The sequence below is a fragment of the Picosynechococcus sp. NKBG042902 genome, from assembly GCF_963864045.1.
Taxonomy (GTDB): domain Bacteria; phylum Cyanobacteriota; class Cyanobacteriia; order Cyanobacteriales; family MRBY01; genus MRBY01.
Genome location: NZ_CAWLTV010000076.1, coordinates 17065 through 32983, shown reverse-complemented (window position 1 = coordinate 32983; position 15919 = coordinate 17065). Strand labels below are relative to the sequence as shown.

The window sequence follows — 15919 nt, the reverse complement described above, 5'->3', positions numbered from 1 at the left end:
TCTAAAAATAGTTTTGAAGTATTTAATCTAAATACTGTCGGTAACACTGCTAAAGTGAAAGCTTTTCACCTTGAGGGCCGGAACCACGGTGCTGCCGTGGCGTTCTGGGGTGGCGATCGCCTCCACATCCCGGAGTAAATCGGGCAAAGATTGATTAAAACGTAGATTACAGATCGGGTAAGCAAGTTTCCCGTTTTCGATCCAAAAAGTGCCGTCGCGGGTCATACCTGTAAATTCGAGGGTTTGGGGATTCACCGCCTGCACATACCAAGCACGATTGATAAAAATTCCCCGTTCTGTCTGGGAAATTAAATCAGCGACAGTCTGGTCACTGCCCGTCATCACCAGGGGAAAAAGGCTCCCAGTGGGTTCCTGGCCGGTTTGCTGCGCCCAGTAACGGTCATAGCTCAGGGTTCTCGGAATCCCTTCAGTGGCGATCGCCAATAGATTACAGGGCAAACCCTGACTATCAAAGGCTCCGGTTTGTAACAGGGGATGGGTCGGATCACGGTATAGATTCACCAATGGACTAAAAAGCTGTTCACCGAGGGGATGTTTGGCAAAATAACTACGTCCCTCGGCGGCAGCCCGTGCCGACATATACCAAACTAAGCGGGGGATCAGATTGGCAACTGCTCCGGCTCCCAGAACCACTGGGTAAGTACCGGGTTCAACCCGACGGGGATTTTGTGATCGCTTTGCCCGCTCCATGGTGGTCAGTACCATTTGCTCGATGGGCAACTCATCAATCCCCCAGGCTGTGCGACTCTGCCAACTGGAGCCATTGCCAATTTTGGCCGTGTAGCTAAATTCTGCCTGGGTTTGGCGATCACCTGCCCGTAAGCCCACCGAATTCCCCAGGGCATACACCTTAGCACTGGTACTTAAAATTCCTGACCCGTTTACCCCGGCTGCCTCGCTCCACTGGCATACCTGCTGAATTAATTCTCCCCGCTGTAAAGGCGATCGCTGCAACGTTGCGGCATCAAATTTTGCCGTCCGCGCTGCGTACACTTGTTTCGCTAAAAGCGGTACCCATTCAGGATCCTCTGGGGCCAGCCTCGCTAAATCTTCACTCCGCTGTAACGCCACCTGGATCTGCTCCCAGTCTTGTTCAACGGTGGTGACACTGGCACTACGGGAGCCGAAAGAACTTGTAATTGTTATTTCAAACTGATTTTTCTGCAAATTTTGTCGAATTTGGTTCTCCCCAAATCGGCCTAGGGTAGATTCCCGTTCGGCGATCGCCACCGTTACCCCGTCCGATGCTGCCGCCCGAATAATTTTTTCAATCCAGTCAAAGGCCTGAGCTTGGGAAATTAATTGTGATGCCGTCGCTACCATGTCGAGTGCTATCCATTGAAACTTTTTCTATTAAAACAACAAAAACCCTTCCACCGCAGTCGATAGAAGGGAGAATGTTTTGCGGAAAATATCTATATCATTTGAATGAATAGCCGCTCATTGAATCTGTTGGCCCAATACAGGACTTACTCTGCCCAGGCCGTATGGAAAAACTCACCCCGGGATTTATCGGTTCGTTCGTAGGTGTGGGCCCCAAAGTAATCCCGCTGGGCTTGGGTCAGATTTTGGGGTAAACGCGCCCGACGATAGCTATCAAAATAATCTAACGAGGCGCTAAAAGCTGGTACTGCAATCCCCAATTCATTTGCCGCCAAAATAACTGTCCGCCACGCAGTTTGGCGATCGATAATTGACTGTTTAAATTCCGGCGCCAGTAACAAATTCGGCAGATTTGGATTTTCCACATAGGCCGCCTTAATCTTGTCGAGGAAGCCTGCCCGAATGATACAGCCCCCCTTCCAGATCCGCGCCGTTTCACCGAGGTCTAGGTTGTAGCCATACTCCGCCGAAGCTTTACCCAGCAGGGCCATTCCTTGGGCATAGGAACACATCTTCGAGCAATACAACGCATCCCGTACTTGGTTAATAAAGGTTTTAATATCACCCCGATAAACGCGCTCCGGTGAGGGTAACTCCAAGGATGCGGCTTTCCGTTCATCTTTATAGGCTGACATCACCCTTGCATTCACGGCAGCATAGATCGTCGGAATTGGCACGCCCAACTCCAGGGAACTCACCACTGTCCAGCGTCCGGTACCCTTTTGTCCTGCACTGTCGAGGATCAGTTCTACCAGAGGCTGATTGGTTTCGGGGTCAATTTTTTTGAAAATATCAGCGGTAATCTCAATTAAGAAAGAATTGAGCTCATCGGTTTGATTCCATTCCGTAAAGACCTCATGGAGTTCCGTATGGTTTAGCTTTGCGGCGTTTGCTAAGAGATCGTAGGCTTCGGCGATCAGCTGCATATCACCGTACTCAATGCCATTGTGCACCATTTTGACGTAGTGACCCGCACCACCTGGCCCAATAAAGGTAACGCAAGGGCCATCGTTTACCTGGGCGGCAACTTTTGTCAGGATCGGTTCGAGCTCCCTGTAAGCGGCTTCTGTCCCACCGGGCATCAGACTGGGGCCGTTGAGGGCACCTTCTTCGCCACCACTGACTCCCATGCCGACAAAACCTAAGCCCGTGGCTTCAAGATCCTTGGTGCGACGTTCAGTGTCTTCATAGAGGGAATTACCGCCATCGATGATCATGTCGCCTTCTTCTAGAAGCGGTTTGAGGTCATTGATTACATAGTCAACGGGAGCCCCGGCTTTAACCATCACCAAAATTTTGCGGGGACGTTCGAGGAGTTGGACAAATTCTTCGAGGCTATAGGCGGCTTTGATGTCCTTGCCGACGGCGCGGGTCGCCATAAATTCTTCTGTTTTGCTGGCGGTGCGGTTGTACACGGCAATCGGGAAGCCATTACGTTCAACGTTGAGGGCTAGGTTTTCGCCCATTACCGCGAGGCCGATGACGCCAAAGGTTCGTTTAGTCATATTGAGTGTTGAGTTGTTTTTCTAAGCGTGTGAGGTCTTCTTTTCTTTTACGTTAGCGTGTGGGTCTGATCTTGCTCAGAATTCGGTCATTATTTGTCGTGTTTCTTAAATATCGATCAAGGATCTGTGAAAAGTTCTTCAAATTATTGTGAGTTCGTGACGGTTTAAGGTTGATTTAAGACTTCACTATGGTGGTTTTGCCTTTTTTAAAACAGTGATTATCTCGGTTTATCAAGGCTTTAGGCCATATTTTTCCAATTTTCAGTTTATCGTTGTGACCAAGATCAATGGAAGAAAATACGGAAATAAATGTCACCAAAAGACCTATAAAGTCGACAGATTCTATACATTATTGTTTTGAGTTGAAACAATTTTTATTGGAAAAATTTATCGAAAAATATTTCTTATTCTGGTTGAGGGTAAGAGTCCCAGAGGGCTGTTTTTTGGCGTAGGCTGCCGAAGTTATCACGGCCAAGGATCAGGTGATCAAGGAGGGGAATGCCGAGAATTTGGGCGGATTGTAGTAAGCGTTCGGTGAGTTGTAAATCTTCGGGGCTGGGATCGACATTACCGGAAGGATGATTGTGGGCGATGATCAAACGAGTAGCTCCATGTTTGATGACTTCGCGGAAAATTTCCCTGGGGTGGGCTAGGGTTTCGGTGGCCAAACCAATGGTGACAACCCTCGTGGCGATCAGGGTATTTTTCACATCGAGGCAGAGGACGGCAAAGCGTTCTTGGTCTTGCCACATGAGATCGTTGCTGAGGGCGATCGCCGCTGCTTCGGGACTATCAACGATGATTTTTTCGCTGGGTTTCGCCTGGAAAATTCGTTTGCCGAGTTCGATCCCGGCGAGGATCTGGGCAGCTTTGGCAAGGCCCACTCCAGGGATGCTGGTCAGTTCCTGGGGGGTCGTGTGGCGCAACACATCAAAGGGATCCCGCTTACCCTGGCTGCAGGTTTGCAAAATAAATTGGGCAAGGCCGACGGCGGAGAGGTTGCGATGGCGATCGCCAGTGCTGATCAAGATGGCAATTAATTCGGCATTGGATAAATATTTGGCCCCCACTGCCACCAGGCGCTCGCGTGGCCGTTCGCTAGCGGGAATATCTTGGATCCGGGGGCTGTAGTTCATCCAATTCTCAACAGATCAATGCACACAACTTCACGATGGGGATTTAATTATTTGTGGTCTTAGTGACCTCGATGCGATCGCCGGCTTGCAGATTAATTTCCTTCGCTAAACCGCCCCGAATTTCAATCACTTGGTCAATATTGACGGTCGCTGGTGGCCCATAGGTGGGACAAGGATCACTTTCACAGGGGGGGACATCATGGGCGATCGTCTGCACCACACCTTCCCGCAGGAAAATCATATCCAGATTAATCAAGCAATTTTTCATCCAAAAACTGACTGGGCGGGCGGGTTCAAACTCAAATAACATCCCTCGATTGTCCGGTAAAAACTCCCGGTACATCAACCCTAAGCGCTGTTGTTCTGCGGTTTCTGCCACCTCTAACCCAAACCGTTGCTCCGATCCGACGATCTTGGCTGTTGCCGTAATCGGGAGCATTTGCCCCTGGGGTCTGGGGGCGGATTGGCTCACCGGGGTCTCACTGGGAGGCGTACTGAGGCCAGAATCATCAACCGGAAATGGGACACACCCAACCAAGACGGTGCCACAGAGAGCCAGACAAAGACGGGAAGTAAAAGACATGGTGCTTCGTTAAATGGTGGAGATCGAAGGGAGGCAGTTGCCAGGCATTTTAAAACCTAGGGATCTTTTTTGAGGACATAACCGACTCCCCGCACAGTTTGAATTAGGCGTTTCTGGCCTTTTGCTTCAATTTTAAGGCGTAAATAACGAATATAGACTTCAATCACGTTAGATTCCCCTTGAAATTCATTCCCCCAGACATTTTCCAGGATTTGCTCCCGCGTTAAGACCTGTTGGGGATGGGACATCAAATATTTCAACAGTTCAAATTCTTTGACCGTTAGTTCGATGGGACGGGGAGAGTCGCTACTTTGGCCTGGCGATCGCCACACTTGACGGGTATTGAGATCTAAGATTAAATCCCCAAAAAAAAGTTGCTCCCGTTGGCCTGTTTGGGGCTGGAGATAAATTTCGAGGAGTCGTAAAAAGCGTTCCTGTTGGTAGGGTTGCAGTACATAATCATCGGCACCCGCTTCCAGGCAGATCACCCTTTCCTCAACACGATCCTGGGTCACCAGAAATAAAATGGGCCGCACAAATTGTGCTTTGCGGAGACTGCGACAAAAGTCGATCCCCCGTTGTCCCAGGAGGGGATAGTCCACAATTACCATGCCTGCTGGTAACTGTTGGAGGCGTTGTTGGGCTTGTTCTACCGTTTCAACGGTAATGGTTTGATAGCCGAGATCGGCAAGATCTAGGGTGGCCCGTTGTGTAAACTCTTGATCCGTCCCAACGAGGAGAACATAGGCTAAACCATCGGCGGCATATTGGCTTTGGGGCATATCAAGCTATCGAAATCTTCCGAACAAAGAAAAATAAATGTGGCTAAATAAAAAAGCTCAAGGGGTAATCTTTTTGATTCTAGAAAGGCTCAATTTAGGGAAAGACAAATTTTCATGAATCTTTGCTTCTGATGCCATTTCCCTAAAGAACTTTGCGGGATGTGGGTTTTGCCACATGGGGGAGTCCCCAGCCCAGCTTCTCCCGGAGGATTCGGAAAAATTCGGGTCGGTGGAGGCGTACAAAGCGGGCATTGTAAGGCGATCGCTCTAAATGGACTTGATCCTCCGGCAAGACATAGGCCCCACCGTTACCATCGACGACCATCACCAAGCGGTGGGACGTTGCCGGAAAAATATTTACCGGTTCTGTGTCCGAAAAGACGAGGGCCCGGGACGCGAGGGAATGGGGACAAATGGGGGCGAGCTGGAAAACGGGCACATCGGGGGTAACGACGGGGCCACCCGCACTGAGGGAATAGGCTGTGGAACCGGTGGGCGTCGAAATCATGATGCCATCGGCGGCAATATCAACGGGGGGCATGGCGACCAATCTGGATTTCAAAGTGGCACATTCCGGCTAGGGGTTCCCGGTGGAGCACCATTTCATTGAGACTGAGGGCTTCCCAAAGGAGTTCCCCGTCGCGGAAAAGCTGCACGGTGATCATCGAACGGTCTTCGATTTCGTATTCTCCGGCTAAAAGCTGGGCGATCGCCTCATCGAGGTGCTGGAGATACATTTCCGTTAAAAATCCGAGGTGTCCCGTATTGACCGTTAGCAGCGGGATTCCCTTTGGAGCAACTTGGCGTGCGGCTGACAAGACTGTGCCATCTCTCCCCAGAACCACGGCAAACTGCATATTTTCATCAAAGTTGGGGGGCACCAATTGCTCAATTTTGGTGTGACACACGGGCTGTTGGTGGCCCGTTTCCTGGGTTGGCGGACATTCTGCATAGCCAAGTAGACCGCCAAATCCAGTGACCGTAAACACTTCCCACCCTTTATTCCTCAAGGTTTTGGCTAATTCCTGAGCGACTTGGCAGGCAATGGGTTTGATGTCGTTATAGATAATGCCGGCTTTGGGCACAAGTAGAAGTGTCCTACAAACTTAAGGATATAAACAATAGGGTATCACTCAAACCGTTTCCCTTAATACCTATACGGTTGGCGATCGCCACCAATGAAACGTCAAGTTTTTAATTCTTCAGCAGCATCCCCCCAGGCCTCACTCCAGGGGAACACAACTGTAGTAAAACGTCCCTAAAACGGTGTCCGAATATTCGGCTTTTTCTTCCCGTTTTCTTTTTGCCCTTATTTTTCTCGTAGTCAATTTCCTTCAGCTTTTGCATAATGCGGCTGAAGTATTCCTGTAAATAACTTTCGAGGGTCGTTGTTTCGGCGGGATCAAGCCCAAAGGTTTTGTAAACATCTTCCATCGGCGCGTCCAAAGGCTTACCTGTGGCCATCACTTCTGCAAAAGCCAAGCGATCCGACGCATTTTGCCCCCATTGGAAAAAGCGGCTGACCCGGCGCATTAACCGCAGAAAACCCAGGGATAGTCGAGCGATACTGGCAGTTTGGCCAGAATAACGCTCACAAATGGCGATAATTTCTTCCCCTTTCCAAGCCCGGGTGCCCACCACTGGAAATGTTTGTTTTTCCGTGGCCGGAATTTTCACCGCCTGCACCGCAAACTTCGCAATATCCTGGGTGTTCATATAGGCGATCGGCGAACTCTCCCCAGTGATCCAAACCGCTTGATTTTCGAGAATGGGAATCGCATATTGGGCAATCAACCCCTGCATAAACCCACTCAAGCGCAGGATTGTATAATTCATGCCCGCTTCCTTGAGATATTCCTCGACGCAATATTTTGCATCCATCAAAGGCACATCACGGTGCTGCTCTGCATTAAGAATTGAAAAGAAAATAAATCGCTCGACCCCAGCTTCCTTGGCGGCTTGGATCAGGTTTACTTGTCCTTCCCAGTCAACTTCCTTAACACCAATAGAATCTGTTGCCCGGGCCGTGGCAGCATCAATGACAGCATCAACCCCTTCTAGGGCTGGGAGCAAAGACTCGGGCTGGCATAAATTTCCGCCGATTAATTCTGCGCCCCACTCCTTGAGAAAGGAAGCTTTACGGGGATTCCGGACGAGACAACGGACTTGATGTCCTTCATCCAATGCCCGTCGCGCGACTTGCCTGCCTAATGTGCCAGTAGCACCGACCACCAGTAAATTCATTTAAATTCCGGTTAAGTAACGTTTTTTTAAGATTCTATAGAATTTTATCAGAAAGCGATCGCCCCCTCCCCCCATGCAGAGAAAAAGGCCGCCCCATCCGCCAGATCTTTTTGTCTACAATCAAGGCAGTCACCATGGTTAAAAATTAAGTCCTATGTTTTTTGGTTTGCTCGGTAAAAAGACCCAGATGCCTACGCCCCAGGAGGCTTTACCCGGTCGTACCCAAACAATGCCTATCCCCGATCAGCATTTCGTCAATGGCAATCCCATTGCTCCCCCCTTCCCCGCAGGGATCGAACTTGCGATGTTTGGTCTGGGCTGTTTTTGGGGGGCAGAGCGCAAATTTTGGCAAACCCCCGGCGTTTTTAGTACAGCGGTAGGCTATGCGGCTGGCCACACCCCCAATCCGACCTATCAGGAAGTCTGCTCTGGGATGACGGGCCACAATGAGGTGGTTCTTGTTGCCTATGATCCTAAGCAAGTGTCCTACGAGACTCTCCTCAAGGTTTTTTGGGAAAGCCATAATCCCACCCAAGGCATGCGCCAAGGTAACGATGTAGGCACCCAGTACCGTTCTGGTATTTACACCTACTCCGAGGCCCAAAAAGAATTGGCCCAGGCATCCCAAGAGGCCTACCAAGATGCTTTAAAGACCAAGGGTTATGGCGCGATCACAACGGAAATTTTGGAGGCACCGGAATTTTATTACGCGGAAGAATACCATCAGCAGTATCTCGCAAAAAATCCAGGGGGCTACTGTGGCCTCGGTGGTACAGGGGTCGGCTGTCCCTTGGGTCTCGAAGCTAAATCCTAGTGACCCTCGGATTGCATAATTTTTGAACATCAGGGGCTTGGGTAAAATAGCCCCTTTTTTTTATTTTTCACCGCAGATTAGGACGCCTCTGGGGTCGGTAACTCAAACGTCAGTTGGACATAGTTTGATTCCGTTTGGTGCCGAGTTTCCTGAAGTTTAGCCAGGTATTTTTGGCAGTCTTCTTGCCAGAAAGCTGAGGTGCCTGGGCAATTTTGGTCGGTTTGTAGCCAATGTTGGAAGACCGTTTGGCGTTGATCCTGGGGCTGACTGATTTGGTAAATACGGGTGCGTTTTTTCTGGATGGTGGTGATCTTGAGGTATTTCAGTTCGAGGCCGAGTAGTTCGAGGAAGCGGCGCAGAATCATGATCGGGGTAGAATTTTTCGCGAGGCCGATGCCAACGGTGGTCTTGATGGCATCTCGATTTTCTAAGGCGATCGCCGCGAGTCGTTGCATCTCTGGATCGAGGTTGTGGAGCGGTCGATTTGCCTGGGCGAGGAGGGTGGTGATCCCTAAAATTTCCATGGTGCCGATGATTGCCCCCATTTGGGAGTGGTTAAAATCAGGCTGGAAAATTTGCCCGCCGCCCTGTTGCATCAGGTGAGTGGCGATGAGGGCATCTCGATCCGCCAGGTAAGGGCGACCCAGGGTCAGGAAATAGTGACGCCGCAGCTTTTGGTACCAGTGGTCGTCATCTTTGGCCACTAGGGAAGCGGTGACGGGGAGATTGTAGCGTTTCTGGAGTTCATATTTGCGGAGTTGTTGTCGTTCAGAGGGGCTTTTCAGGAGTTTCTTTTTCAGGCGTTGGTAGTCTTTGGTACTCAAGGGGGTTGCCTGGGCGATCGCCAAACATTCTGCTTGGTAATTGGTATCGCGAATGGAATTAATCGCCGTGGCCAATTGATTATCGGGTTGGCTTTGAGTGGCTGTTGTTTTACGGTGTTTTGGCACCGCTGACAATTGATGTCCTTCCCGCTGAAGATGAGCAAGCACGGCCTCGCGGTAGTTCACCATGCCCGCATTAATCCGCACGGCAAATTTGGCCCAACATAAGAGGGATTCGGCCTGAAAAGCAGTGTCTAAATCATCAAGGGCGATAAAGTCAGACTGTTGCAGCAGACGGATATTCGTTTGGGTGAGCCTTTGACTGGAGGTGAGTAGTGCCGGAATGGAAGTGGCCCCATTGCCGACGGTGTTAAAGCCATATTTGGCCACCCAGAGATGACGCGGAATATTTTCACGCACTCGACTCAGGGCCTGGCAGATGGAATTAACCGTTTGTACCCCCTGGGCGATCGCCCACACCGAGGTGAAATGTCCCTGCAAATCGAGACTAATCCCCGTTTCCACAGCTGGACTCGCTAAAACCACATCATACTGGGCGAGGGTTTGGTTAATTTGGCCCATGGCACCGTAGGCAGGATGTTCAGGATCCGCCAGGGATTCCGCATCAAGGCGGAGAATTTTGCGGTCAGGAAACTGATTTTTGAGGTAAATTTCGAGGGTCGAGGTGCTCCATTGGCTCTTGAGTTTTTGGGCAGATAGACAGATAAAAGGCCGCCCGCCCCCTTGGATATGTTGCACCAAGTCCTTGACTAGCCGTTTCGGTGTGCCATCGGGATAGTGATTGAGGGTGTAGTGGGTGGTGGTATCCGCTTGCCAAGTATTTTCAATGAGATAGGGCTGGAGCTTTTGGCCTCCCAAGGTCAGGAGATAGTCAATGGAGACATCGCTCAAGTCGGCATCACTGATGTAAATTTGACCTTCGCCGACAAAAACATTTTGCAGCAGGTGCTTGAGGCTCTGGAGAATATTGACCCGGTTATCGCGACAGGTGCTGGAATTTAACCCGTGCCATAGCACTTGTTCTACTTCGTCAAAAATAATCAGGGCATCGCCCCAGTGATGGGGATTGAAACGGGCCTGGGATTTGCCATGCAGAGAATCAATGCAGAGGCCATAGCCATTAATTTTTAGGTTGGGTTCCTTGGATCGATCTTTGCCCTTGGGTAAATCACGGATGTAGTCGAGGCCAAACCGCTGACAGAGTTCTTCGACGAGACGAATGCGGTGCCCAATCACAAGGACGGGCTGTTGGCGGGCGATCGCCCCCGCAACAACTGATTCTAGCCAACGGGTTTTACCAGTTCCTTTGGGAGATTTGAGCGCAATTAACTTGGCTGCTGGGGGAATTGTCAACTGCTCCGGGAGATACCGCTGGTGGAGGGTTTGGTGACGGGGATAGGTGAGTTGTTCAAGGTCTTGGGCTTTCCAGAGATCGAGGCTGGGGGCGTTTTGAAAGGCGGCTTCAAAGGCGGCCTGGCCTTGGTTCGCAATGAGATCATCCACCCCTTTCCCGGCACGACGATCCCAGGTGATCACCTTGACGGGGCAACCGGCTTGTTTGAGTAGATAACCTGTTTTTCGGATGGCACTGCGCACGGCCCGGATGGTGGTTGGTTTTTCGTCCTGGTCAAAGGCAATGTAAATGGTGCGCTGCCCGTGAATCAGTTTTTTCAGTTGGGGAATCAGTCGAGATTGGCCGATGCGGTGGCCAAATTCATCCTTGGGTGTCCGGATCGCGCCATAAATACCCGGTAAGGCGATCGCCCCGTAGCCGGCACTGAGGAGGGAGCCTGCTTTTTTTGCCCCTTCAGTAATAATCAGGGGAATTTGGGGATGTTCCTTTAGCCATTGCCAAAAGCCCCCATCGGGCTGGGTATCGTCCCAATCGTCTTGGCTAAATTCTAGTTGATGGCGGCGGGCAACCCGTTCCCACACATGGGGCGGTAGGCGTAACGCAAACAGGCCCGTACTCGTTTTTGGAGGGTGTTCGTACTTGATGGGTTTGCCTTTTTCTGGATTGACACGGGGTTGTTCCGGTTTGAAACAGCCCCAAAGGTCAGCCTTTCCCGTCAAAATATCGACGCCAGAACACCACCAGCCCCCGGCCTCGGTGTGTTGATAGCGCTGGAGGTAACTGTCCCCCAAACGACCATCATTTCGTCGGGGCAACGCCTCTGAATAGAGCAAATAGTCCAAAGGGCGATCGCCCTCTAGGGAAATAACATTCAGTTGGATGAGTTCAGGATCAACACAGCTTTGCTGCCATTCTTGAACATGATCCATGGGTTGCACCTCAGACGCTAGATGTAGGGTAACTAAGCATACTCCACTCCATATCTGGTGCGCAACTTTATTTTTAAAAAAATCTTAAGCAAATCTTAAGGCCGTAAATCCAGGGAAGTTGGGCCTGGGATCCGGGGGGCGATCGCCACCGCAACAAGATTTGTAACGGCCTTTTAAAGGGCGATCGCTGACACCGAGGACTGGGGAGTTTAGCTATCCTGGGCGGGGCGGCTCGGTCGCTCAGTGCTGGCCTGTTTTTCGGGGATCACAATTGTCCCAGTGCGGAGCTGTTCATCGAGCAGTTGGATCGCCTTGGCATATTGCGGGTCAGCCATTGTACCAATTTTTGTGCGATCTTCTTGCAATGTTTCTTGGTCAGCTTCATCAAGTTCCACGGTAAAGTCCGGCGCAATGCCTTCTTTATTGATATCCCGACCAGAGGGGGTCAAATATTTGGCGACCGTCACGGCAACCCCAGAATCATCTCCCAGGCGACGGACAGACTGGACTAGGCCCTTACCGAAGGTTTGCGTCCCTACAAGTACCGCCCGTTGATTGTCCTGGAGCGCGCCGGAAAGGATTTCGCTGGCACTGGCAGACCCTCCATCCACTAAAACGATCAGGGGTTTATCTGTTAGGGCGCGGTTACCGGCTTCCTGGCGATCCACTTCCCCGACACGGTTTACCGTCGAAACAATCCCACCACCATCAAGCCACATTTGGGCGATGTCAATGCTGGCGTAGAGCAGTCCCCCAGGATTGGAACGCAGATCTAAAACATAGCCATCGACATTTTGGGATTCTAGATCGGTGATCGCCTCGCGCATCTCTGCCGTTGCCTGGGCACTAAATTGTGTCAAGCGAATATAGCCCACATCCCCAATGGGACTCTCATTAATCCGTGCCTTTACCGGATGAATTTGAATCACTTCCCGGACAATGGGAAATTCTAATACTCGCTCATCTCGGCGAATAGTGAGGGTGACCTCCGTACCCCGTTGACCCCGGATCAAATTCACCACATCGTTGAGTTCCATCCCTTCGGTGGGCTGCTCATCCACAGCAACGATCACATCTTGGGCCATAATGCCCGCTTCAAAGGCTGGCGTCTCTTCAATGGGCGCAATCACGACCACCTCTTCTGTATCTTTATCCTTGGCGATCTGAATGCCGACCCCGGTCAACTCACCGGACGTATCAACCTGTAAATTTTCAAAATCTTGGGGGGGCATAAACCGGGTGTAAGGATCTCCCAGGAGATCTAACATTTCCCGAATTGCATCGTAGGCTTCGTCTGTGTTGGCATAGTCTTTGCTGAGAAACTCTTGCCGCACCTGACGCCAGTCATTTTGGTTAAAGGTCGCATCAACGTATTCTTTGTTGATGACATACCAAACCTCGTCCACAATTTCCTTTGGGCTGTCTTTGAGGTAGGCTTGACTTTTAGAGTAGTGCAGCCCTGCCCCTGTAACCGCCACAGTGGTTAACACTAGAGCTGTTGCACCGAGTACAAAGGGTTTAGAGTTTGACATGAAAGGCTTCAGATAATTAGTAAATTGGGACTGCCCCCATCAATAACTTGCACGACAGCCACTATACCTATGCTAATGCAGCAAACTTAAAATCGGGAAGAGCAATGAAGATTTCCCGGTTAGATCAGCATTATCTATGACAATTAAAAAAATAAAGACGAACCAAGGTTCGCCCAAAAAAATTAGCAGCTTGATTGTGTTGAATATCTCGGCCTAGGCCAATCCAGGCACGGCAGGATGGAAGAAAAAGGCCAACCCAAGCACTGTATAGGTCGCTAGCAGCAAGCTTCCTTCTAACCAGTTGGAGTTGCCGTCAGAACTAATGGAGTTGGCAATCAGTACAGCCACGGCCACGGCCACCAGCTCAAAGGGATTAAAGTCAAGATCCATCGGTTGACCAATGATCCAACCAGCAATCACTAAGACCGGGGCGACGAAGAGGGCAATTTGTAAACTAGAGCCAACGGCAACGGACACAGACAGATCCATTTTATTTTTGAGGGCAACGGTAACAGCGGTGGCATGTTCTGCGGCATTACCGATGATGGGCAGGAGGATCACCCCTGTAAAGAGAGGACTGAGGCCAAGGCTTTCGGTGGCTGCTTCGAGGGAACCGACTAGGAGTTCCGACTCAATGGCAACGGCGAGGGTAACAACCAGTAGAACCCCAACCCAGAGCCAAAGGTTAACTTTTGCCTTAGCTTCTTCTTCTGTTTCCCCTTCTTCTTCGATTTCTGCGACCCCCACATCATATAAATAGGAGTGGGTTTTCATCGAGAACAATAAAGTGAGGCCATAGACCAAAATGAGCACAACGGCTACAGCAACGGAAAGGTTTTGGAGAGTGGCTTGGCCGATACCAGCGGAGGTGTACTCTACGGCGGTAGGAATTAGGATCGCAATTACCGCCAAGTTCATAGACGAGGCATTGAGGCGGGCAGCGGTGGGCTGAAAGTCTTGTTCTTTGAACTTGAGGCCACCCAGGAGCATCGCAAAACCCATCACCAGCAGCAGGTTACTAATGATTGATCCGGTGATCGTGGCCTTGACGACATCGACTAGGCCGGACTTGAGGGCGATAAAAGCCAAAATTAATTCGGTGGCATTACCAAAGGTGGCATTCAATAGACCGCCAAGGTTGGGGCCGACGACAACGGCAATTTCTTCGGTGGCTTCTCCCATGAAAGCGGCTAGGGGCACAATGGCGATCGCCGCTGTACAAAATACAGTCACGGGACTCCATTCAAGGAAGTGGCCAGCCAAGGAAATTGGGATAAAAACGAGCAGGGCCAGGAAAAGATTGTTTTTGTTTAGCATAGAGACGTAAGGGTTGCGCTAGTGTCCAATATAGACGCGAAACCAAGAATCCGCGCCCCTTTCGGCAGAGATTCCCCAAGGCGATCGCTTCGACCCTTGATACTTGCCCTAATACGCGACTTTAAACCCTAAAAATACAGGCAATGGAGAATATTTCGTGAGGAAAAAAAATCTCCCTTGATGGGAGACGTTAGTAATCAAATTACTCTCTTAAGGAATAGGAATCAGGATAGAAATTAGGCCGGCATCCCAACTAACTTGGCGCTGAGATCCCAAAGGACATCTGCTTTGTTGTCATCGAGAGCTTCATCAGAAACTTCTTGCATAAAGGCTTCCCGTCCTTGCTGTTGGCGGTTTCCCCAACTCCAGTAAACACCCGATACATCAAAGCCAGAATCCGCAACAACTTTAGCGAGACGTTCTCCGGCCACTTCTTCAGTGACATAACCCCCGGTGATATTTTTTTGGAACCAAGGGAAGATCTTCCGAAATAGACCATAGTGGTTTCTAAAGAGGCCCGTTTCGGCAACGCAACCCGGATAGAAGGAATTGAAGATAATCCCGGTGTCTTTGTGATAGCGGTTGTGGAGTTCCCGCATGGTGAGAATATTGCAGAGTTTGCTGTCTTTGTAAGCTTTACCGGGTTTAAAGATTTTGCCGTCGATCATGGCAACAGGGGGCTTAAAGCCAGCGGCCATTCCCTGGAGATCGCCAAGGTCGGGGGGCGCAGGAATGGGAATTTTACCGCCTACTTCTTTCGGGTTCGCGGTGACAGTGCCGAGAATCACAAGGCGTTTGTCTGCAGCGGGGGAATTTTTGAGGTCTTCCAACATCAAATTGCAGAGCAGGAAATGACCCAAATGGTTGGTGGCAACGCAAAGTTCATAACCGTCTTTGTTGCGTTGGGGTTCCTTGGCGAGGGGCAGATAAACCGCCGCATTACAAACTAGGGAGTTTAGGGTTTTACCCGTTGCCCGAAAATCGGCGACGAATTTACGGACGCTATCGAAATCAGCGAGATCAAGGTGCATGATCGTCCGACTGGCTTCGGGGATACCAACTTCTTTGGCGACTCGCTCGGTTTTTTCGAGGTTGCGGCAGGCCATGACCACATGCCAGCCTTTATCGGCGAGGGCTTTGGCCCCATAGAGTCCGACCCCGGACGAGGCACCAGTAATGATCGCTGTTTTTTGTTGATCTGTCATGATTCTATGCTTTGGCGGAAATTCATCACGTTAACTGCTTGTTGAAAATCTTACTATCGTTCTTTTCCCTTAATTTCAGGGGAATTCGTCGGGGGGAATTTGTCCTGGGAATTGGGCAAGCAGTACGGGAAGGCTGAATTGGGCAAAGGCTTATGCCATGGGGCGATCGCCTTTTGATTGGGAGGACTGAAATGGCGATCGCCCGACTTTTAATATTTGTATCTCAATATTGCCCACTGCTTTACAAAGCCATATTTCTCGTAAAAACC

General features: G+C 50.4%; 11 protein-coding genes and 1 pseudogene. 1 reads left to right on the top strand and 11 read right to left on the bottom strand.

The features are described from left to right. Nucleotides 1–27: 27 nt before the first annotated feature. The 7 genes and pseudogenes from AACR41_RS14105 to AACR41_RS14075 all read right to left on the bottom strand — a co-directional run bounded on the left by AACR41_RS14105 (nucleotide 28) and on the right by AACR41_RS14075 (nucleotide 7654). Entirely contained in the window at nucleotides 28–1344 is a 1317-nt protein-coding gene (locus AACR41_RS14105) for a TldD/PmbA family protein (RefSeq protein WP_030006035.1), read from the bottom strand. Nucleotides 1345–1490: 146 nt separating this feature from the next. After that, a complete protein-coding gene (gene gnd / locus AACR41_RS14100; protein WP_012305858.1) occupies nucleotides 1491–2909 on the bottom strand; it encodes a decarboxylating NADP(+)-dependent phosphogluconate dehydrogenase in 1419 nt (472 codons plus the stop codon). Between the two features lie 404 nt (nucleotides 2910–3313). Continuing rightward, nucleotides 3314–4045: a RadC family protein gene (gene radC, locus AACR41_RS14095; RefSeq protein WP_030006034.1), complete on the bottom strand. Its 732-nt coding sequence runs from the start codon at nucleotides 4043–4045 to the stop codon at nucleotides 3314–3316. A 43-nt stretch (nucleotides 4046–4088) separates the two neighbouring features. Next, entirely contained in the window at nucleotides 4089–4628 is a 540-nt protein-coding gene (locus AACR41_RS14090) for a DUF192 domain-containing protein (RefSeq protein WP_030006033.1), read from the bottom strand. A gap of 56 nt (nucleotides 4629–4684) precedes the next feature. Continuing rightward, nucleotides 4685–5410, bottom strand: coding sequence for a response regulator transcription factor NblR (gene nblR / locus AACR41_RS14085; protein ID WP_012305855.1), 726 nt, complete (start codon nucleotides 5408–5410; stop codon nucleotides 4685–4687). A gap of 142 nt (nucleotides 5411–5552) precedes the next feature. Next, nucleotides 5553–6495, bottom strand: a pseudogene (locus AACR41_RS14080) (NAD(+) kinase). Nucleotides 6496–6604: 109 nt separating this feature from the next. Continuing rightward, complete coding sequence (locus tag AACR41_RS14075; protein ID WP_152550963.1) at nucleotides 6605–7654, bottom strand: SDR family oxidoreductase; 1050 nt, start codon at nucleotides 7652–7654, stop codon at nucleotides 6605–6607. Nucleotides 7655–7808: 154 nt separating this feature from the next. Here AACR41_RS14075 and msrA point away from each other — a divergent pair, with 154 nt between their 5' ends. Further along, nucleotides 7809–8468, top strand: coding sequence for a peptide-methionine (S)-S-oxide reductase MsrA (gene msrA, locus AACR41_RS14070; protein WP_030006031.1), 660 nt, complete (start codon nucleotides 7809–7811; stop codon nucleotides 8466–8468). A gap of 77 nt (nucleotides 8469–8545) precedes the next feature. Here msrA and AACR41_RS14065 read toward each other — a convergent pair whose 3' ends face one another. From AACR41_RS14065 to AACR41_RS14050, 4 genes are all read right to left on the bottom strand, one after another. Further along, on the bottom strand, nucleotides 8546–11596 hold the full coding sequence (locus AACR41_RS14065; protein WP_030006030.1) for a plasmid replication protein, CyRepA1 family: 3051 nt from the start codon (nucleotides 11594–11596) through the stop codon (nucleotides 8546–8548). A gap of 209 nt (nucleotides 11597–11805) precedes the next feature. Beyond that, on the bottom strand, nucleotides 11806–13128 hold the full coding sequence (gene ctpC, locus AACR41_RS14060) for a carboxyl-terminal processing protease CtpC (RefSeq protein WP_030006029.1): 1323 nt from the start codon (nucleotides 13126–13128) through the stop codon (nucleotides 11806–11808). 213 nt (nucleotides 13129–13341) lie between these two features. Next, nucleotides 13342–14445, bottom strand: a complete 1104-nt coding sequence (gene cax, locus AACR41_RS14055; protein ID WP_030006028.1) for a calcium/proton exchanger — start codon at nucleotides 14443–14445, stop codon at nucleotides 13342–13344. A 236-nt stretch (nucleotides 14446–14681) separates the two neighbouring features. Further along, on the bottom strand, nucleotides 14682–15650 hold the full coding sequence (locus tag AACR41_RS14050) for a protochlorophyllide reductase (protein WP_012305847.1): 969 nt from the start codon (nucleotides 15648–15650) through the stop codon (nucleotides 14682–14684). Nucleotides 15651–15919 lie beyond the last annotated feature (269 nt).